Origin of the sequence: Leisingera methylohalidivorans DSM 14336 (genome assembly GCF_000511355.1) — a bacterium.
Lineage (GTDB): Bacteria > Pseudomonadota > Alphaproteobacteria > Rhodobacterales > Rhodobacteraceae > Leisingera > Leisingera methylohalidivorans.
Genome location: NC_023135.1, coordinates 3,082,141 through 3,099,741 on the forward strand (window position 1 = coordinate 3,082,141; position 17,601 = coordinate 3,099,741).

Here is a 17,601-nt window from a genome sequence, read left to right on the forward strand (position 1 = left end):
TCTCAGCGTTGCGGGAACAGAAAGGCGAAGGCGATGCGCCGCCGCCAGGATGAGGTGAGCGGTTCTTCGATGACGCCGAGGCGCTCGTAGGCGTGGAGGAAACTGTCGGGCCCGGTGAGGATCCCGACATGCTTGGCAATCGCGCGGGGCATCATCCGGAAGAGAACCAGCGCGCCAGGACCGGCCTCGGCGGGCGAGACCTCGATCATCATGCGCCGTGCGCCGTCCGCCAGCACTTCTCGGGGCCCTGTCTCGCCCCAGTCGCGGCTGTAGGGCGGGATCGGGAACGGCTCGGGGCCGACGACTTCACGCCAGACGCCCTGCGCCAGCCCGAGGCAGTCGCAGCCGACGCCGCGCAGGCTGGCTTGATCATGATACGGCGTGCCGAGCCAGGAGCGTGCGACGGCGACGACGCTTGCGGGGTCGGCCGATGCGAAGAGTTGCGTCACAACACACCTCCCTCGTGGCCGCCATCCTTCGTCGCATAGCGCAGCACCGCGTCCTGGCCGGGGATGTGCGGAAAGCCCCGGAAATTGGCGGTGTTCGCGAACTTCGCCCCGCAGGTCGCCATGCGCTTGTCGCAACCCGAACGGATGATGAAAGCGTCGCCTTCGGCGATCGCGCGCACAGGCGCTTCGAGCAGGGTCAGCACGGCGATGCCGTCTGCCACGTCGTGGCCCAGCACCTCGGCTTTGCGTCCGGCACTCGCACCACTGGTCCATTCGACCGTGCCGAAGGTGAACCAGCCGGCCTCGAAGTCGCCGAGACCCGAGGCTGTGAAGGCCCGGTCGCGCAGGAGATCGATCACGACCCCGGTGCCCTTGAAGGCCGTGTTCTCCAGGTCGACACCGCAGCGCGCGTCGCCTAGCGCAGCATCGCAGGTCGCCTGGAAAGTCCGCCCGACCGTCTGGCCCAGCACATGGGCGAGCGAGCGGACCTCGGCCACAAAGGCAAGCCGCCCGCGCCGGATCTGGCCTATGGCCCCCCGGCGCATCAGCACGCGCTGGCCGTTGTCCGCCCAGTTCACCCGCCAGACCTCGACCTCCGCATTGTCCCATCGGCCGTCGAGAATGTCGGTCTCGGTGATCCGGTCCGAGGTCAGCACCCCTTCGGCGTCCTGCGCGTCCACTGACAGGTCCGAGCCTGAGCGGGCCTCGGACGCCGTCAGCCCGCTCTCGGGCTCGAACTCCGTGCCGTCGAAGCTGAGCGTTCGGTCGTGATCGGTGAAGCCGAAGGTGACGCCATCGGCCCGCGTAATCCGCCAGCACCAGGCGAGCGTGGTCGTGCCGTCGTCGAGATGGGCCTGCAGGTCGGTGGTGATGCTTTTCATCGGCGGAGTTCCAGAAGTGGGATGGAGGTGATCGAGCCGAGGCGTTCGAGGTCGAGGGTCACGTCGAGCGCGTCGGTGTCGAAGCGGACGGGCACGTCGAATGCGAAGCCCGCGGCGATGGCGACGCCGTCGGCGGGCGCAGTGTCGAAGGTGACGACACCGGTGGTGGTGTCGACCGACCAGCCGGAGGGCTGCTCCACCCCGCCGAGCGCGATGCGCACGGTTCCCGCCACCGGCTTGGCGATGGGGCGCGTCCAGGACTGCGCGCCGGAGACATAGCGCTTCACCAGCTCGAATGCGGTGGTCGTGCCATCGCCGATGCCAATCGCCTGATCGTTTGGTGCTGGCGTTCCGGAGGGCGGGCAGGATTTGTGGTCGCCCCAATCCTTGAATCGGAAGCCGTGCAAGCGGCCGTTCCGCGCCTCGAAGAAGGCGACGACGGCCGCGAGATCGTCCGCGCGTCGGATGCCGAAGGCCACATCGTAGCGACGGCGCGAGTTGGCCCAGGTGGCGTTGCGCTCCTCGTCGCCCGAAGCGAGCTCGACGATCTGCGTCCGCCGTTCCGCTCCGCCGCGTGCGCCCCGGCTGATATTGTCGGGAAACCGGACCTCATGAAATGCCATCACATGCCCCTCCGCCCGAGCGATACGGCGCGGGCGATGTCCGCCGCGACCTGCGTCCTCGATTGCCGGAAGCTCTCGGCGTTACGGGCCATGATGGTGATGTTGACCCCACCGCCGCCGCCATACGATTGCGCCTCCTGCCGCGACAGCACCCGTTCGCCGCGCTGCAGGATTGCGGGCACCTCGTCGTGGCGAAGTCCGGCCATGCCACCGCCATGCATCCGTGGCGCGGCGGCGAAAGCCATGGCCGGGACCATGCGCGAGGGCCCCGCGGACCCGACCATGCCGCCCGCATGCAGGACGTTGGCGGAGATGCCGCCCGCGCCGACGAAGACGCCCGAAAGCGCATTTGCAATCGGTCCCATGATGAAGCGTCGCGCCGCGAGCTTGGCGAGATCGGCCAGCAGCGAGGTAACGAGGTCGCGGAAGTTCAGCTTGCCGGTTTTCACGAACTCACCGACCGCGTTCTCCGCCGACTGGAAAGCGCCGACTAGGCTCTGGCCGATATCGCCGCCGATGTCGCGCGTCTTGCTGGCATAGTCGGAGAGTGCCGCCGTGACCGCCTGCCAGCCGGAAACTGCAGCTTCGGTATTTGGTTCGACAGCGGCCGCTGCAGACCCGGCCGCTGCGCCCGCACCGGCTGCGGCGCGTCCGGCGTCACCAAGAGCTGTCTCAAACCGGTCCGCGGCGTCGGTCGCCTCGGTCAGCACGTCTGCGCTACCCTCATTGCTTCCCTGCACCGCGTCTCGCAGGGCCTGCCAGCTAGCGAGTGGCGCACGCGCGCCTTCGGCCAAATCCCGTGAGGCATCGCGATACGTGTTGGCCGTGGCCAGTGCAGCATTGACCGCCTGGGTGAGCCCAAGACCGGGCGCGGTGAGCGGATTGTCCTCGAAGGCCCGGTCGAAGGCCGTCTGCGCTGCGGTGGTCGCGGCAGTTGCTGCGCCCTCAAACCGGTTCTCGATTTGGCCTAGCTCGAGATCGGGGATGATCGAGATGCGCCGTTCGGACCCGAGCGCTTCTAGCCCCTGGTTGATGCCGCCGATGAAGCCATTGATGCGCGAGACCACGCCGTTCAGCATCGCCTCAACACCGTCGATCAGGCTGTTGGCCGCCTGAAACGCGAGATCGCCGATGGCGGCTGGCAGCAGGCCCCAGATCGCCTTGATCGCCTCATAGGCTCCCTCAAACGTGTTCGCAGCCGTGTTGCCGAAAGCCACGACGCTCTCTACGGCGCTCTGCATGCCAGAGGCGGCATCGGCCTTCAGATCGAAGAACATCGCCGTGGCGGCAGCGCCCGCCGCCGCAGCTCCCATCTTGATGCGTTCCCAGACCTCGACGGCGAGGTCCTTCAGGAGCGACATTGCCTCACCAAATCCGCCAGCTCCCGACACGAGGCGGGTGAACTGGTAGACAAGCTCGCCTGCGCCAACGATGAGCGCGCCGATGCCGGTGCGGATCAGGGCGCCACGCAGCAAGACCAGCGCCGTGGCAAGCCCGCGCACCGACAGCGTTGCGGCGGCCACGCCAGCGACCCAGCGCCCCGCAAGAAACGCCGCGAAGGTCGCGGCATAGGTGATCAGCCGACCGATGTTGTCGAAGAGACCGCGAATGGCGATGCCAAGCGGACCGGTGCGGCTCGCGATCGCGGCCATGGCATCGGCGACGGCTTCGAGCGCAGGCGCGGCAGCAACCGCAAGCTGGTTCGACAGCCCCCGCCAGATCAACCCAATACGCGAGATCGCGTCATTGGTTCGCTCGATCTGATCGGCATCCTGCTCGGAAACCACGACCCCGAAGGCACGCACGTCTTCGGTTGCCTGGCGCAGCGTTGCAGTGTCGATCCGGCTCATGGCGATCGAGCCTTCCTCGCCGAAGAGCTGTCCCGCGACCGCCGCACGTTCGGCAACCGGCACAAATTCCTCGATCGCCGCGTTGATGGCCCCGACGCGCTGATCCAGCGGCAGCGAAATCAGATCGTTGGCCGAAAGCCCCAGCCGGTCCAGCGCATCGGCAGCGGGTCCGGTCCCGGCGGCCGCCTGGCTGAGCCGTCGTGTCAGATCCTTCGTCGCCTGCTCAATGCCGGACATCGACACGCCCGCCAGTTCACCCGCGCGCTCCAGCGTCTGGATCGAGGCGACGGTGGTGCCAAGGGACTGCGCCAGCTTCGCTTGCGCGTCCACAGTCTGCAGGCCGGACCGGATCATCGCCACGCCAGCGGCGGTGGCTGCAGCGACGGCGGCGGCCGCCGCAACCCGGACCCGGCGCGAGAAGGCCGCAAGCCGGGCGTTGGCCGCTTCCATCTCGCGGCCGAGCCGTCCGAAGCCACGCGCCCCAGCTTCACCGACACCTTCCAGCTCGGCGCGCACCTGTCGCCCGCCGACCGCGGCGAGGCGGACGGACACACGCTTTTCAGACATCGGGACGTTCCATCTGTTCGTTGAGTTTGGCGACCATCACCGCCTCGATGACAGGCAGCAGTTCGGCCGTTGCAAGCGACGGCACGCCGAGCGCGTCACCAAGCGCCAGCGCCGCCGACATATCCCAGCCGATCACCGCGCCGGGCAGGACACGCAGCTGACCGCTGAGACGTTCGACAAGGTCCCAGACCTGCCAACCCTCATGCGTAAGGGGCCGGTTCAGCCTTGCCGGGCAGTCTTCGCACGCTTCCGCGCAAGCTTGGCAGTATCGGTCGCCCCCGCCGAAGGACCACTCGGCAAGGGCGCGGAGACGTTTTTTTCCTGTTCCAGCAGCAGCCCCTTCGAAACGTAGGTCAGCTGGAACGCCTCGAAGATCGGCCAGACATCGAGCAGCGCGTCGATGGCCTCGGGGCTCGGGTCGAACGCGTTGCCGTCAGCGTCACCAATGCCCTCCCAGGCGAGCACCGCGCGGCGGGCAAGCGCCTTGGCGAATGCGACCGCCCGCTCTTCGTCGGAGGCGTCCTCCGGCACCACCTCGACGGCGGGATCGCTCCGCGTGGCAACCATCAGCGCCGTGGTGAGCGGGCGCAGCTGCACCCGGACGCCGGGTGTGAGGTCGTGCCAGCGCGGTTCATTCGTCAGGTCGAGCGTCAGCATCAGTAGATCTCCACATCATTCACGAGAGTGGCGGTGCACATCCGGCCGACGACGCTGTCGCGGGCGGCCTGCCAGTCGAAGGTGGCCTGCACCCCCTGCGGCCCGGAAATCTCGATGCGCGGGCGCGGCAGGTAGACGGCGTGCACGGTGAAAGTGAAGCTTTCGCCCGAGGGCAGGACGTAGGCGAATTCCAACTCGCAGGCCTCGCCATTGATCGCCTGCGTCACCAGCGTCTGATCGGCGAAGCGGACCTCGATCCGGCCGGTCAGCGCCGCGATGGACGGATCTGCCCCGTCGATGCGGCCGTCGCTGCGGATCGTCTCGATCCGGTCGAGGTTGTTGGCGTAGGTGATCTCGGCCGAAACCACGTTGCCGAGTGCCGATCCGTTGCGCGTGATCGCCCCGTTGAAATGGCCGAAGCGCTGCAATTCGAGAGCGACAGGCGTGCCTGCGCTGGTCGTCGTTCCAACCGTCTCGCCCTGCGCAACCAGCCGAGCCGTTGCGGTCAGCAGACCAGATCGTTGCATCTGCCAGTTGATCTGGTCGAGCACGCATCCGGAATACATCGCAAATCGGGGCACTTCGGGCATGCCTGTCTCGATGGACATGCTGGGCAGCGTCCAAGACCCGGACTGGAACTCGTGCGTCCAAGGACCAGTCCCGGTCGTGGTCGGGTCACCAAAAGCCGCCTTCAGCCAGAACCCGAAGGCCTCGGCGTCAAGCGGCACGACGACATCACCATCGGCCGTCACCGAATCCTTGATCGGCGCCAGCGGATCGCGGCCGTAGCCCAGGAGTTCGGAATTGAGCAGTGGTTGTTGTGCCCCCAGCGAGCTGCTGGCAAAGGGCATCTTGGTGAAACCGCCCACCGGCGGTGTTCCATAGGTCGTCTCGAACGCAAGCGCCATTTGCGCCCGCGCCCCTTGGGCTCGTGCCATCGTGTTCTCCTGTTGTCGGTTGGGTCAGGCCAGTGGGTCGGCCGTGGAGTAATGCAGGACGACGGGGATCACCGCCGCCTTCAGGCTCGCCGCGCCCTCGACGGGCAGATCGACCGGTCGCGGAGCTTCGGCCTCGACCCAGTCGCAGAGACCGCCCAGCGTGCGGTCGGCTGCAATTGCTGCCCCAATACTGGCGGTCAACGCATCGAAGGTGGCGTCACGGTCAGTGCCTTGCACGACAGCTTCGATCTCGGCGCGGTGTTGGTAGTGGTAGGTGAGCGGTGACAGCGTCACCTCGGGCTCCCCCGGCTCCCCGTCGCGCAGGATCAGCAGGCCATCGGCCGGGACGCGCTCGGGCAGCACATCGCCGCGCAGGGCCGTGGCGGGCAGCGCCGAGAGTCGCACGTGCAGCGCTGCTAGGATAGTTTCGCGTGGGGTGGGCATGTTCCTAAATATTGCGAGCCTGCAATTTTCAACTCATGAAGGTAATGCGGATTCTTCTCTATTTAGCTGGCTTTGACAAAATCAAACCTGAAACATTACCGTCGGATAGAAAGTTTGGGGCGATTTTATACTCGTTCATTGCATTGTGCATCTCACAAAGCGATTTAAACTCGTCCTCATCTATCTCGTAGAGTGCAGGCGAATTATGCTCCTCGGAAGAGGCGGCTTCGCAAATCACCCTTAACGGCCAGCTTGGATCAATCCTACCAGGCAAGAATTTCGACCCTAACTCCTTTATTTTTCGGCCAACGTTATTGTGCAAACCGAACTTGGCGAGGTCTGCTTGGTAAAACATGACCCCAGATTCGGACGACTTATCGCTCAGCGGCAAGAAGTCTTGGTCGGAAGAAACTACGCAAATGACGTCAGCTTCATAATTGTAAAGGACATCCATCGCGCGCATCACAATGCGAGTATCAACTTCCTTCTCGCCAAAGTATCTTAGGCTCAGGACCCATTGATTTCCGGTGGGTGGCGTGATTCACGGTTCGAAAAATGAGCGGTGATATGTCTGATCTTTTCTGGCTGACGGACGCGCAGATGGCCCGTCTTGAGCCTTATTTTCCGAAGTCCCACGGCAAGCCGCGTGTTGATGACCGGCGTGTTCTGAGCGGAATTATCTTCATCAATCGCAATGGCTTGCGCTGGCGTGATGCTCCCAAAGATTACGGCCCGCACAAGACCTTGTACAACCGTTGGAAGCGGTGGAGCGACAAGGGCATCTTTGCCCAGATGATGGCCGGTCTGGCTGCTGATCACGGTGAGGAAAAGACCGTGATGATCGACGCAACTTACCTGAAAGCACACCGTACAGCCTCCAGTCTTGGGGTTAAAAAGGGGGGCGTGGGCGTCTGATCGGGCGCACTAAGGGCGGCATGAACACCAAGCTGCACGCAATCTGTGACAGCCAGGGCCGTCCGCTGAACCTGTTCGTGACTGCCGGGCAGGTCAGTGATTACACCGGTGCAAAGGCGCTGCTGAGTGGCCTGCCTGACGTCCAGTGGCTTCTCGGAGATCGCGGATATGATGCCGATTGGTTTAGAGAAGCGTTGAAAGACAAAGGGATACGCGCCTGCATCCCCGGCCGAAAGCAGCGCAAGAAAGCCATCAGATACGACAAACGCCGATATAAGCGGCGCAACCGCATTGAGATTATGTTCGGCAGGCTGAAGGACTGGCGGCGGGTTGCGACACGATACGACAGATGCCCAAAAGTCTTCCTGTCAGCAATCGCGCTTGCAGCCCTCGTTATCTACTGGCTTTGAAACTCAATGAGTCCAGAGCCTAGACCTTTCGACCCAACATTATAGCAAAAAAATCCCTGTTCTGACCGAGAGTACTCTGGATTGGCTCTCAATTTTCGTATGAAATCATCGTATGCATTGTAGTCACGTTCCTTTCCAAAGACTTCAATCACGCCTTTCTCTGCCATTTTGACAAGACGTTTCAGATTCATATCGCCGGATCGAGCCTCTTTCCTTAGCTTCCATTCGATATCTTTGTGAGGTGCCGGAGCATAAAAAAGGTCAAACTGTGGAGAGAATTTCAAGTATGTCTTTTGGGGATTCACCCAAATACCTTCACCATCTGTAGTTCGAATGTCCTCTGTGACGTCCTCAAAATCCGCGAACTCTCCGTCAGACAACTCTATGACACTCTTCTTAATTCTCTCGAACGCATCATATATTTGGAAAAACGCAAAACGGCTTAGGATCAGTCCTCCCCGGATAGGCATGCCAACCTCAGTTAGCCACTCATGTAGGCGCAAGTACATCCCGTTCAGATCAACCAGAATGAGCACCCTGTGGGGTTCGACTTTTCCACCAGCCTGCTCAATGGCCTTGGTCGCAAATGCCTCTCTTGCGAACGCGAACTCTTTCCATTTTTCAGGTGCATAGTCGGCAACTTTGATGTCCCTGTTCGTTGCATTTCGGTCACCAAAGTCGCCAATCATTTCTCACTCCACTTTTATCTAGACAGCTTTTACGGAAGCTGTATCGCCATGACGGGAATCTTCAACCGTTGGTTAATGTGCTAGGGGCGAATTTTAGCAGTTGTGGTTCCCAGCACCCTAGCCGCCGAGCACTGTACGGGAGATCATCTTCCTTTCACCCAATTTGCCAAGATCAGCCCAGGCACTCTATCGAGCGCCCGTTCGGCATCGCGGTCGAGATCCAGGCGCTTAGCCAGCTTGACCTGCGGGACCAGTAGGAAGATCGGCGCGGTGACCTGGTTGCGGCCGGTTTTCGAGCGAGATGCCAAAGCCTGACCGCGTTTGTTGATGCGGGCACGGTCTGCTACCAGCAGGCTCGGACCTCGGCGGCGATAGACGAAGCGCAGGCGCAGGCCGCGCCGTCGCTCCCATTCGCCCGGGGTGATGCGGCGACCGCGCAGGCCTCGGCCTGCTGCGGCGGTCGGGATCGCGAGGTAGAAGCCATCTTTTGATCGGATCAGGGGGCCTGCATCGTGCGCACCGATGATGACCGGGGCTTTGGACCAGACCAGCGCCGCTGCATCAAGGCTTTCGCCTGCGCGCGGAAAAGTCTGATTGCGGATCGAGTTGGCGAGCCGCGGCCCGAGCCCTGCGCCGGTGACCTGGGTCCGCCACGAAGACTTTAACCCGGTACCCGCCTCGCGCATGGCTGCCGTGACAGCTTTCTCGCCCGCCTTCACCTCGGCGGCCATGGCGGCGACGAGATCGGGCGTGATGTCGAGTTTCATCTTCATGCCGGGCGCAGGTCCACAGTCCAGACGAGCCGCTCACGGTCGCGGACGGGCTCCCCCTGGATAAGGAACGCGTCTCCGTCGATTTCCAAGCGGTCGCCGGGGCGCGGGTTCGCGACATCAGCCAAACGAAGGTCGATCCGGGTTGTTTCAGACCAGAGCCGCGCGTCGCCAAAGTCGGTGATTGCATCCGCCTGACGGGCCACAACGCGCACCAGCACAGGCGCGCCGCCATCGGAGGTGAACACCGCTTCCCGCCCGATGTTCGGATCGGCGAAGAGCGCATCAACGATGGCGGCAAACGCCGTCATCAGAACGAACCGTTCAGGCGCACCCGGCCGATGGTGTCACCGGCTCCGCCCGCCACGGCTTCGGTTGCGACGCCGATCAACTTGTTCGATGTGGCCACGCTCGTGGTGCGCTTGTTGGTGTCGTCCCAATAGACCTTTGCGCCGACTGTCCAGGCCTGCGAGCCGACCTTGGTGAGGTCAAAGACGCCGACGAGTGCTGCCTCGACAGGATCGTTTAGAGCGGCGTCCGCGGATGCGATGCCGAAGATGGAGCCAACGAGCAGGCCGTCTCCGGAGGTCACCGCGTAGGGCGCGGTCAGGGTGATGGTATTGCCGGGCTGGACGTAGTTCTTCATTGCGGGATCCTTTGCAAAAGGGAACGGGCGGCCCGATTGGACCGCCCGTCAGAAGTGAGATGTCAGGGATGCCCCGGTTATGCGCCCGGGTTCTTGTAGAGGCCGCGCCAGTCGATGGCCTTGGCGCCGAAGTCGAGGCGGCACTTGATCTCGACGCCATCGACGTCGAAACCGTTGCGCGTCTCGATATAGGCGCCCTGCTGACCCTCGAGATAAGCATACTCGATGGTGTCGATCTGGTTCGGGCTGGCCGCCAGATACCAGGCGGTCTCGCTGGCAGCATCGAGCCGAGGCTCGCTGATCGGCGCGAGCGTGCGGATCGATTGCGGTACAACGCTGGAGGTCGCCGCGGGCACGAGGTTCTGGGCAACCAGCTGCTCGGCCTTCAGCTCCAGCGAGGCCGGCACGATCAGGAAGGCCGGGCGGACGTTCAGCACCGTCTTCTTGTCGAGACCGGTCTGCTTGGCCATCGCCGCCCGTGCCGCGCCGACGCTGCTCACGTCGAGCGCCGCGCCGGTGCCCGCGAGGTTCTTGTGGCTGTTGTGGAACAGCGCGTTGCCGTCGGCCATCGCCGGGTTGGCGGTGATGATGCCCCATACCACGTCCGACTCCAGCTGAGCTATGGAGTTGCCGTACATGGCCGGGATGCGGGTAAAGGCGTCGAGATCGTCGTTGATCAGCGTCTGGCGGGTGATGGCGACCACCCGGCCATAGGTCTTGACCTTGTAGCTCTCCTTGCTCTCGCCGAGCGTCCCACGCTTGAACTCGCCGCTTTCACTCACCTCGAGCAGCTGCGGCGCTTCGCCGAGCTGGACCCGGTGCATCGCCTTGAAGTCGGTCGCCAGCACCTGACGGCAGAACAGCATGAAGGTCCGGGGATAGGCCTCATAGGCCTGCCGGAGGGTCTTGTTGGTGACCGCGGACAAGATCTCGGGGAAGTCGGAGGTCGAATGCAGCGCACGCGTCGCCACTTCGTCGCGCGACAGGCCTCGGGTGTTGACGCCCGCATTGCCGAGGCTTTCCCGGGCCAGCTCCAAGAGCGTCATGCCACGATACTGGCGCGCGGCGTCTTCCAGCTGGAACAGCGTCGGGCTGTAGCGGTGCAATAGCGCATTTGCGACGGCATCGCGGCGGGTGACCTGTTCATCGCGGCCGCCCAGCGGGATCGACACTTGGCTGAAGGTCCGCGTTTCTTCGGATTTGGCGGCGACTTGATCGAGGATCAAACGGCGTGCCTCATCGACATCTGTGCCTCGTTTGACCAGATCCTCGGCAAAGCTCCGCTCGAGGTTCAGGCGACCCGCCAGATCGTAGATCGTGGAAACACGGTCGCGTTCAGTTTCGCGAGCGCGGGTCGCGACCGCTTCGGTGTCGGGTGCGGGAGCGACATCGGGTTTAGGGGACTTGGGCTGGGTTCGGGTTTCGACTGCAGCACCCTTCGGTTCTGTCGCTGCCGGTTTCGGTTCAGTCATCGTGGTGTCCTCGGTTTCAACCGGCTCGGTCGGCTTTTGCGCTTGGGTTTCGGCGTCGCTCGCCGAATCATTGGATTTGTCCGTCATCGGGATGGCTCCTGTGGTTAGGGGTGGGACGTCCCGGCGATGGAGGACGCAGTCATGAAGGGGTGATTGCGCGCGAAAGCCCGCGGCGGGGTCCGCGCCAACGGGCACGGCGGACACCTCGAAGGGCGTCCAGTCGACCGCGCGCCAAAGCTCGCGGGCCGCCTCGGGTTTGGAGACCTCGAAGCGGTGAACCTGGTAGCCGATAGAGACCGCCCGGATGTGGCCCGCCTGGATATCGCGCCAGATCGGTTCGACATCGGCGCGCTCAGAAATCCGGACCTGCGCAATGCCGCGACCGTTTTCGATACGCGCCGAGCCTGGGACGACGGAGCCGATTACGGCATCCAGCGTGTCGACCTCATGCACTTTCAGGAACGGCGCGCCGGCGTTCAGACGGTCGAGCCGCACATGGGTCGGGTCGAGGCTCAGCTCTTCGTCATAGGGCTCCCCGAAGAGGGTCGATCGTCGGACCCGAGCCCCCGCAGACCAGATTACTTCTACAGTGCGGGCGTCGGTATCAGCTGAGTTCGGCGCAAGCTCCGCCATCCGGCGCAAGGCCGGGATTTCGATCATCGTGTCCATGTTGCTCAGTCCTGTTAGTCGGGCTCGGCCTGTGCTGTGCCCGTTTCCGGGTCGTCTTCCGGATCGCTCGCCGGGTCATTGGCTGTGTCGTCGTCGGCTGGGTCGTTACCCATATCGCTTGTCTGCGCGCTGCCGGTTTTGGTGACGCGTCGCGGGTCGCTGTCCAAGACAAGCCCGAGGGTATCGAGCTTGGCATTGGTCGCAGCGATTTCAGCCAACACGGCGTCGGGATTGCGGCCCTGCCGCGCGATCACCTCCGCGAGCGTCATGGTGCCCGACCTGATCGACAGCAGGTTCGCCATCGCGTCTTTCTGCGGATCGACCGCTTCGAACTTTGGCGGCGACCATTCGACCGGCACGTCCGGCGTCGGGATCTGGCCTGCCGCCCATGCGGCCTCGGTGAACCACCGCCAGACCGGCGCGCAGAACATCGGGATGAAGAGCTGCCACTGCACCGCGTCGATCATCCGGCGGAACTCCACCAGCCCGGCGCGGATCGAGGAATAGTTGACCTGTGACAGGTCCCCGGTCAGCAGCTCGTAGGGCACCCGGAACCCGGCCGAGATCGTGTGCAGGCTTGCCCGCTTGTATTCGGCATATCCGCCCGTCGCTGAGGGCTGGTTGAAGCGGATGTCCTTGCCGCCGCGCGCATAGGCAATGAGCCCCGGCTCAAACTGCTCCACCCGGTTGCCATCGGCGTCGACCACAGAGGGCGCGATGCCTTGCTGCGCCTCGTCATCGCCGAAGACAATGGCCGTGACGCAGGCCTCGGTCTTCTTGCGAACCAGTTCGGCCACTTCGTAATCGTCGAGATCGCGCAAGGACCGGATCACCGGCGCGCCCCAGGGGACGCCGCGCGCCTGCGTGCGCTGTTTTTCATAGACATGGGCGATCTCGCTTGCAGGGACTGGACGGCTCTGCAGCCCATTCTGCAGTGCGCCGTATGCGTCGCCCGGATGCTCGGCGTGGAGCCAGTAAGCCCGGCGCGTCCCGACCGGTTCGAACTCGATCCCCTGGACGAGGCGACCAGTTCCGAGTGCGCCGGATTTCGTGGCGTCGAGGAAGTCGGCCTCCAGCACCTGCAATTGCAGAGAAACGGGCAAGCCGTCGCTCGCGCGCCGCAAACGTCGACGTACCAGCACCTCTCCCGCTTCGACCATTTCCCGGCAGATCAGGGTTTGCAGACCATAGAAGTCGAGCTGGCCGTCGGCATCAGCCGTGTCCGACCATTGCGCAAACAGCGCATCCACCTTTCGATCCAGCGTGTCATTTCCGCTGGCGGCGCGCGGCATGATTCCCGCGCCGATGATATTGTTCACCAGCACCGCCACGGCCTTGGCAGCGTGCGGATTGTTGCGGACCAGATCGCGCATGCGGTCCCGCAAGAGCGCCCCGGCTACGCCAACCTCGGTGTCGGCCGAGGTGCCCGGCGCGCGCCAGCCTTCGGTCCGCCGCCCTTTGGCCGCGCCGTCATAGCCACGCGTCAGGGTCTCGAACGCCTGCCTGGCAAGCACCCGGCGGGCTGCCGCACGCGGTGCTACGGCGGCAATCGCATGGTCAAACCAGTTCGCGGCCATCACCGATCTCCGCGCGAGTAACCCGCGAGACCGGCGATCGGCATTGGCCGTGTCGTCCCCGCGATAGCGCGCTCAATGGTCCGGATGCGGGCGAGCAGATCCTCGGCCGAGCCGTAATCGACGGATTTGCCGTCATAGCTGACCCGGGTCGTGCCGCTGGCATAGGCGCGGCGCAGCGCCGACAGCTCTGTTTCCGTCCAATCGGTCATGTTCAAAACCACCCTCCACGCCGCCCGAGCCAGTCAGATCTGCGTTTGCCCTGCGATGTCGGTGCTTGTCTGTTGATCTGCCCTGCGGGATCCGCAGAGGCGTCGGCGACCCCAAGCTGATCCTCGAGATCGCGCCATTTCTCATCGGTCCAGCGGTCAGCGCCCGCGATCCAGGCGGCAGCGCGGGCATAGACCCGGCAGTCCAGCGCCTCGTTGCGCTCGCGAAGCTTCTGCCATTCAAGCCGGGCAAAACCGCGCTTCGTGCGGACCGTCACCAGCTGTTCGGCCACGAACTGCTTGAGCCATTCGTTCTCGACCCAATGCGGCAGATGCACCGTGCCGGGCAAGAACCCCGCCCCGGCGGCCATGTCCTCATCGGTCGGCCGCGCCAGCCGCAGGAACCGATAGGTCTCCGCCTTGAAGGTCGACACCGCCACGGTCCAGAGGCGCGCGCCCCGGCGCAGACGTTTGCCGCCCTCGGTCGCGTCCACATAAGTCGGCCCAGACACCGGGCTCGCCCTATTGAACCCTTCGACGCCCTTTACTGGCGACACCTGTGCGAACCCTTGAGCGCGTGCCCACCCGTAGACCGCTGGGGCCTCGTAGCCCGTGTCGATGGCAAGCCGCGCGATGTTCAGATGTGCGCCACGCTCATGTGGCCAGGTTCGACCGAGCAGGTCTGTCAGCTCGCCCCAAGCCTCGTGCCGGTCGGGCCCGCCTTCAATCACGATGTGATCCACGAGCCAGCTTTCGAGCCCACGGCCCCATGCCCAGACATCGACCTCGATCCGATCCTTCTGCACGTCGGCCCCGCCGGTCAGGAACAACCCGCCTGCGGGAACAGTGCCCGGTTTCCAACGTTCCCGCTGATCATAGAGCCGCTGCCAGTCCGGAGCTTCGCCGGTTTCAACCCAGGTCTCGCCGAGGATCGTGTTCCGGAAGGCCTTGATTGCTTCGTCCGAGCCTTGTGCTGCGTCCCAAGCCCGCACGATCCGCTCCCAGCTGAGCCAGCCGATAGGCGAATAGAGCGCCGAGAGGTGGTACCCGACGGTATTGGGATCCGCCGCCGTGGCGGTCGCCCGCCATTCGCCTGCCTCAAGCATTGCCGTCTTGTGATGTTCCGCAATAGGCGTTTCGCAGCCTTCGCAGTGATATTCCGCCGTTTCCGGTTGTCCCTTTTCCCAGCGAAGCCGTTCGAATTTCAACCACTGCATCGCGCCGCAATGCGGACAGGGCACGAAGAACCGGCGTTGATCGCTGGCCTCATAGTCCCGTTCGATCCGGCTCATCCCCCGTATGGTCGGCGTCGAGACCAGAAACAGCTTGCGCCGGTGCGCGAAGGTCAGCGACCGCGCTTCGGCCAGCGTGACCGGATCGCCTTCCTCGTCGGCCGAGGCCGGATAGGCGTCGACCTCATCCAGAAAGATGTAGCGCGCCGGGGTGGAGCGCAGTCCGACCGCCGAGTTTGCCCCGGTCATGATCAGGATGCCGCCTGCAAATTCCTTGGACAGCATCGTATTGCCCGCGTCCCGCGAGCGCGCCGGTTTGACCCGCTCCCGCAGTTCCGGGCTTTCGTCGATCAGCGGATCGATCCGCTGCCGCGAGTTCCGTTTCGCCAGTTCCACCGTGGGCTGGACGGCGAGCATCGGCCCTGGTGCCTGGTGGATCGCGAAGCCGATCCAGTTGTTACCCGCTTCGGTCGCGCCGACCTGAGCGGCCTTCATGAACACAATCCGCTGCGTCGGATCTCCCGGTGACAGCCGGTCCATGATCTCGCCCATGTAGGGCGTGCGGGCGGTGCGATACCGCCCCGGCTCGGCCGATGCCCGTCCGGAGAGCATCCGGTGCCGATCCGCCCATTGCGAAACCGTCAGGTCCGGATCCGGCGTGAGGCCTTCACTCCAGGCGCGCAGGATCTCGGCCGCGCCGTCGAAGTCCATCATATCGTCCGCATCACCGGAGATCGGGTTTGACCTCGGCAAGGTCGTCGAGTTGGGCACGGACATGTTTCTCCAGAACCTTTTGCATCTTGGCGGGTTCCACCCCCAGATCGGCCGCCATCAACGCCGCCGCCCGTGCGGGCCAGTTGACCCAGACGTCGCGCTCCTGCCGCGCCAGCCGGAAGACCAGCGACAGCGCGCGAGCCCGGTCGATCAGTTCGCCTTTCAGCTTTTGCAGTCTCAGACGGCGTTCCTGCGCTTTCAGAACCTCATTGGCCGTCTTGGCCTGCAGGAACGTGTTGCCGCTGCCGACTTGCGGTGCGGCCATTCCCTGCTCGCGCAGCGTTTCGCCCACGGCCGAGACTGCGGCCTCCGACACGGGTTTGAGCTTCGCCTTCGGCGCTTTGCGGGTTTTCGACGGATCGGTCGCCTGCGCACGCAACGCATCGCTGGCCTCCGCGTCGATGCTGCCATCCCTGTGCAACACCAGCCGTCCCGTGCTCTTGGCCTTCTGGACCGCCCCGCGTGAGAGGCCGATGCGGACGGCATACTGGCGCTCGCTCAGACCCTCCATGCCGCGCTCCGATTATCATTCAAAATCATGTGCTTATATGGTTGATAAGCCTCCGCGCCAGAGCGAACGTGGTCTCACGAAAACGATGCAACTCACCACGGAGCCGCCAAGATGACCCGCCTGAACCCCCAGACAACGCCCCGCTACCAGCAGCTCGCCGAGAAAGCGCGTCGCAACAAAGAGGCGGCTGTGAACGCCTTCATCGGCAAGAAGGCCGAGATCGACGAGATGCTCGCCCGGCTCCAGAGCCTCAGCGATGAGCATTTCAACTACCACCCCGACGAGATCGGCTGGGCCACCGTCGACAGCCTCGAGCACTACGCCAGCCTCCTGAAGCGCATCACCGACAGCGCCTTCAGCGAAGGCGAATACGCGGAGTGAGCCCGATGACCAGCACCCTTGCAGAGCGCTACAACCGCGAGGCCACTCGCCTGATGCCGCACATGGGCAGCGACCTTCAGGTCGACCCAGCGATCAACACCGCCAGCGAGGTCGACGAGATCGTGTTTCGCCGCAGCGAATACCTCGGCGGCCTGGCGGCCGTCCTCCTTGCCCTGATCGCGCGCGACGACTGAGCCATCGCGCGCCGGTCCCGGCCCGCCCAAGCGGCGGGCGCGCCTCGGTAGAAGCCACGCATTCCGCGCGGTTGAACCACGGAGGCAAACATGACCAAACTCACCGACACCCAAGCCATCATTCTCAGCGCCGCGTCGCAACGCGACGGCCATATCGCCTTGCCGCTACCCGACAGCCTGCGCGGCGGGGCCGCCGCCAAGGTGGTCGGCGCTATGCTCGCAAAAGGCCTCATCGAAGAGGTGGAGGCCGATATGCGCAAAGGCGAAGCCGTCTGGCGCGAGACCGGCGACGGGCATGGCGTCACGCTGGTCGCCACCGACGCAGGCCTCGCCGCCATTGGAATTGAGACTGGCAGCGCGGAGGCCAAACCGACCAAGGACGCAGCCCCCAAGACCCGCACGCCGCGCGAGGGCACCAAGCAGGCCACTCTCATCGCCATGTTGCGCGCGCCAGACGGCGCGACCATCGCGGAGATCATGGCCGCGACTGGATGGCAGTCACACACCGTGCGCGGCGCGATGTCCGGCGCACTCAAGAAAAAGCTCGGTCTCGAAGTGACCTCGGAGAAGGTCGAGGGGCGCGGAAGGGTATACAGGCTTCCGGCTGCCTGATGTCTGGCGCATTGCAAATCCGCAATCTGCTCCAAGATCAGCCAGTATGCGCCTGCTTTGTATCAGAAAACTCCACCAACGGGGCCGTTAACCCCTTGAGCAACCTTGGGGACCAGTGCATTTGACACCTCACG

General features: G+C 64.2%; 22 protein-coding genes. 4 read left to right on the top strand and 18 right to left on the bottom strand.

The window, feature by feature from the left end; translation table 11 throughout:
* Positions 1 to 2: 2 nt before the first annotated feature.
* The 9 genes from METH_RS15130 to METH_RS15165 form a co-directional block, all read right to left on the bottom strand.
* Positions 3 to 449: an NlpC/P60 family protein gene (locus tag METH_RS15130; protein WP_024091351.1), complete on the bottom strand. Its 447-nt coding sequence runs from the start codon at positions 447 to 449 to the stop codon at positions 3 to 5.
* The gene (locus tag METH_RS15135) at positions 446 to 1,330 is read right to left on the bottom strand and encodes a DUF2163 domain-containing protein (protein WP_024091352.1); all 885 of its coding nucleotides are present in this window, start codon (positions 1,328 to 1,330) and stop codon (positions 446 to 448) included. The genes METH_RS15130 and METH_RS15135 overlap by 4 nt, the downstream gene beginning before the upstream one ends.
* Positions 1,327 to 1,953 carry a DUF2460 domain-containing protein gene (locus METH_RS15140; protein ID WP_024091353.1) on the bottom strand — a complete coding sequence of 209 codons (627 nt, stop codon included), beginning with the start codon at positions 1,951 to 1,953 and terminating at the stop codon, positions 1,327 to 1,329. Before METH_RS15140 ends, METH_RS15135 begins: the two co-directional genes overlap by 4 nt.
* On the bottom strand, positions 1,953 to 4,370 hold the full coding sequence (locus METH_RS15145) for a phage tail tape measure C-terminal domain-containing protein (RefSeq protein ID WP_024091354.1): 2,418 nt from the start codon (positions 4,368 to 4,370) through the stop codon (positions 1,953 to 1,955). The genes METH_RS15140 and METH_RS15145 overlap by 1 nt, the downstream gene beginning before the upstream one ends.
* Positions 4,363 to 4,506, bottom strand: a complete 144-nt coding sequence (locus METH_RS24865) for a DUF7697 family protein (protein WP_156927499.1) — start codon at positions 4,504 to 4,506, stop codon at positions 4,363 to 4,365. The genes METH_RS15145 and METH_RS24865 overlap by 8 nt, the downstream gene beginning before the upstream one ends.
* 83 nt (positions 4,507 to 4,589) lie before the next feature.
* Entirely contained in the window at positions 4,590 to 5,027 is a 438-nt protein-coding gene (locus tag METH_RS15150) for a hypothetical protein (RefSeq protein WP_024091356.1), read from the bottom strand.
* The gene (locus METH_RS15155; RefSeq protein WP_024091357.1) at positions 5,027 to 5,965 is read right to left on the bottom strand and encodes a phage tail tube protein; all 939 of its coding nucleotides are present in this window, start codon (positions 5,963 to 5,965) and stop codon (positions 5,027 to 5,029) included. Before METH_RS15155 ends, METH_RS15150 begins: the two co-directional genes overlap by 1 nt.
* A 24-nt stretch (positions 5,966 to 5,989) precedes the next feature.
* The gene (locus METH_RS15160) at positions 5,990 to 6,409 is read right to left on the bottom strand and encodes a hypothetical protein (RefSeq protein ID WP_024091358.1); all 420 of its coding nucleotides are present in this window, start codon (positions 6,407 to 6,409) and stop codon (positions 5,990 to 5,992) included.
* 58 nt (positions 6,410 to 6,467) lie between these two features.
* Positions 6,468 to 6,950 (bottom strand): NYN domain-containing protein, encoded by a 483-nt coding sequence (locus METH_RS15165; protein ID WP_342667100.1) that lies wholly within the window; start codon positions 6,948 to 6,950, stop codon positions 6,468 to 6,470.
* Between the two features lie 26 nt (positions 6,951 to 6,976).
* Here METH_RS15165 and METH_RS23200 point away from each other — a divergent pair.
* Positions 6,977 to 7,734 (top strand): IS5 family transposase gene (locus METH_RS23200; protein ID WP_156927531.1). Its coding sequence is split into 2 segments (ribosomal slippage): positions 6,977 to 7,301 and positions 7,301 to 7,734, totalling 759 coding nucleotides; the frame shifts between segments, so codons are not numbered across the junction.
* Here the strand turns inward: METH_RS23200 and METH_RS15180 are convergent.
* The 9 genes from METH_RS15180 to METH_RS15220 form a co-directional block, all read right to left on the bottom strand.
* Positions 7,722 to 8,423: a hypothetical protein gene (locus METH_RS15180; protein ID WP_024091360.1), complete on the bottom strand. Its 702-nt coding sequence runs from the start codon at positions 8,421 to 8,423 to the stop codon at positions 7,722 to 7,724. The two genes, METH_RS23200 and METH_RS15180, sit on opposite strands and share 13 nt — an antisense overlap.
* A 143-nt stretch (positions 8,424 to 8,566) precedes the next feature.
* The gene (locus METH_RS15185; protein WP_024091361.1) at positions 8,567 to 9,196 is read right to left on the bottom strand and encodes a DUF6441 family protein; all 630 of its coding nucleotides are present in this window, start codon (positions 9,194 to 9,196) and stop codon (positions 8,567 to 8,569) included.
* Positions 9,193 to 9,504: a head-tail joining protein gene (locus METH_RS15190; RefSeq protein WP_024091362.1), complete on the bottom strand. Its 312-nt coding sequence runs from the start codon at positions 9,502 to 9,504 to the stop codon at positions 9,193 to 9,195. The genes METH_RS15185 and METH_RS15190 overlap by 4 nt, the downstream gene beginning before the upstream one ends.
* A complete protein-coding gene (locus METH_RS15195) occupies positions 9,504 to 9,839 on the bottom strand; it encodes a DUF2190 family protein (protein WP_024091363.1) in 336 nt (111 codons plus the stop codon). Before METH_RS15195 ends, METH_RS15190 begins: the two co-directional genes overlap by 1 nt.
* Positions 9,840 to 9,916: 77 nt before the next feature.
* The gene (locus METH_RS15200; RefSeq protein WP_024091364.1) at positions 9,917 to 11,980 is read right to left on the bottom strand and encodes a prohead protease/major capsid protein fusion protein; all 2,064 of its coding nucleotides are present in this window, start codon (positions 11,978 to 11,980) and stop codon (positions 9,917 to 9,919) included.
* Between the two features lie 14 nt (positions 11,981 to 11,994).
* Positions 11,995 to 13,557, bottom strand: coding sequence for a phage portal protein (locus METH_RS15205; RefSeq protein ID WP_024091365.1), 1,563 nt, complete (start codon positions 13,555 to 13,557; stop codon positions 11,995 to 11,997).
* Positions 13,557 to 13,766, bottom strand: a complete 210-nt coding sequence (locus tag METH_RS15210; RefSeq protein WP_024091366.1) for a phage head-tail joining protein — start codon at positions 13,764 to 13,766, stop codon at positions 13,557 to 13,559. Before METH_RS15210 ends, METH_RS15205 begins: the two co-directional genes overlap by 1 nt.
* Before the next feature lie 2 nt (positions 13,767 to 13,768).
* Positions 13,769 to 15,772 (bottom strand): phage terminase large subunit family protein, encoded by a 2,004-nt coding sequence (locus METH_RS15215; protein WP_052348718.1) that lies wholly within the window; start codon positions 15,770 to 15,772, stop codon positions 13,769 to 13,771.
* Positions 15,720 to 16,280, bottom strand: a complete 561-nt coding sequence (locus METH_RS15220) for a hypothetical protein (RefSeq protein WP_024091368.1) — start codon at positions 16,278 to 16,280, stop codon at positions 15,720 to 15,722. The genes METH_RS15215 and METH_RS15220 overlap by 53 nt, the downstream gene beginning before the upstream one ends.
* A gap of 111 nt (positions 16,281 to 16,391) precedes the next feature.
* On the opposite strand from METH_RS15220, the gene METH_RS15225 reads away from it, so the two are divergent.
* The 3 genes from METH_RS15225 (at position 16,392) to METH_RS15235 (ending at position 17,467) form a co-directional block, all read left to right on the top strand.
* Entirely contained in the window at positions 16,392 to 16,661 is a 270-nt protein-coding gene (locus METH_RS15225) for a hypothetical protein (RefSeq protein WP_024091369.1), read from the top strand.
* A 5-nt stretch (positions 16,662 to 16,666) separates the two neighbouring features.
* Positions 16,667 to 16,855, top strand: a complete 189-nt coding sequence (locus METH_RS15230) for a hypothetical protein (protein ID WP_024091370.1) — start codon at positions 16,667 to 16,669, stop codon at positions 16,853 to 16,855.
* 90 nt (positions 16,856 to 16,945) lie between these two features.
* Positions 16,946 to 17,467, top strand: a complete 522-nt coding sequence (locus METH_RS15235; RefSeq protein ID WP_024091371.1) for a DUF3489 domain-containing protein — start codon at positions 16,946 to 16,948, stop codon at positions 17,465 to 17,467.
* The last annotated feature ends 134 nt before the right edge of the window (positions 17,468 to 17,601 follow it).

Coding starts and splice junctions, on each gene's coding strand:
- METH_RS15235 (WP_024091371.1), top strand. CDS start 16,946: ATGACCAAACTCACCGACACCCAAGCCATCATTCTCAGCGCCGCGTCG.
- METH_RS15140 (WP_024091353.1), bottom strand. CDS start 1,953: ATGGCATTTCATGAGGTCCGGTTTCCCGACAATATCAGCCGGGGCGCA.
- METH_RS15180 (WP_024091360.1), bottom strand. CDS start 8,423: ATGATTGGCGACTTTGGTGACCGAAATGCAACGAACAGGGACATCAAA.
- METH_RS15215 (WP_052348718.1), bottom strand. CDS start 15,772: ATGTCCGTGCCCAACTCGACGACCTTGCCGAGGTCAAACCCGATCTCC.
- METH_RS15150 (WP_024091356.1), bottom strand. CDS start 5,027: ATGCTGACGCTCGACCTGACGAATGAACCGCGCTGGCACGACCTCACA.
- METH_RS15185 (WP_024091361.1), bottom strand. CDS start 9,196: ATGAAGATGAAACTCGACATCACGCCCGATCTCGTCGCCGCCATGGCC.
- METH_RS15200 (WP_024091364.1), bottom strand. CDS start 11,980: ATGGACACGATGATCGAAATCCCGGCCTTGCGCCGGATGGCGGAGCTT.
- METH_RS15220 (WP_024091368.1), bottom strand. CDS start 16,280: ATGGAGGGTCTGAGCGAGCGCCAGTATGCCGTCCGCATCGGCCTCTCA.
- METH_RS15155 (WP_024091357.1), bottom strand. CDS start 5,965: ATGGCACGAGCCCAAGGGGCGCGGGCGCAAATGGCGCTTGCGTTCGAG.
- METH_RS15225 (WP_024091369.1), top strand. CDS start 16,392: ATGACCCGCCTGAACCCCCAGACAACGCCCCGCTACCAGCAGCTCGCC.
- METH_RS15205 (WP_024091365.1), bottom strand. CDS start 13,557: ATGGCCGCGAACTGGTTTGACCATGCGATTGCCGCCGTAGCACCGCGT.
- METH_RS15135 (WP_024091352.1), bottom strand. CDS start 1,330: ATGAAAAGCATCACCACCGACCTGCAGGCCCATCTCGACGACGGCACG.
- METH_RS15190 (WP_024091362.1), bottom strand. CDS start 9,504: ATGACGGCGTTTGCCGCCATCGTTGATGCGCTCTTCGCCGATCCGAAC.
- METH_RS15160 (WP_024091358.1), bottom strand. CDS start 6,409: ATGCCCACCCCACGCGAAACTATCCTAGCAGCGCTGCACGTGCGACTC.
- METH_RS15210 (WP_024091366.1), bottom strand. CDS start 13,766: ATGACCGATTGGACGGAAACAGAGCTGTCGGCGCTGCGCCGCGCCTAT.
- METH_RS15230 (WP_024091370.1), top strand. CDS start 16,667: ATGACCAGCACCCTTGCAGAGCGCTACAACCGCGAGGCCACTCGCCTG.
- METH_RS15195 (WP_024091363.1), bottom strand. CDS start 9,839: ATGAAGAACTACGTCCAGCCCGGCAATACCATCACCCTGACCGCGCCC.
- METH_RS15145 (WP_024091354.1), bottom strand. CDS start 4,370: ATGTCTGAAAAGCGTGTGTCCGTCCGCCTCGCCGCGGTCGGCGGGCGA.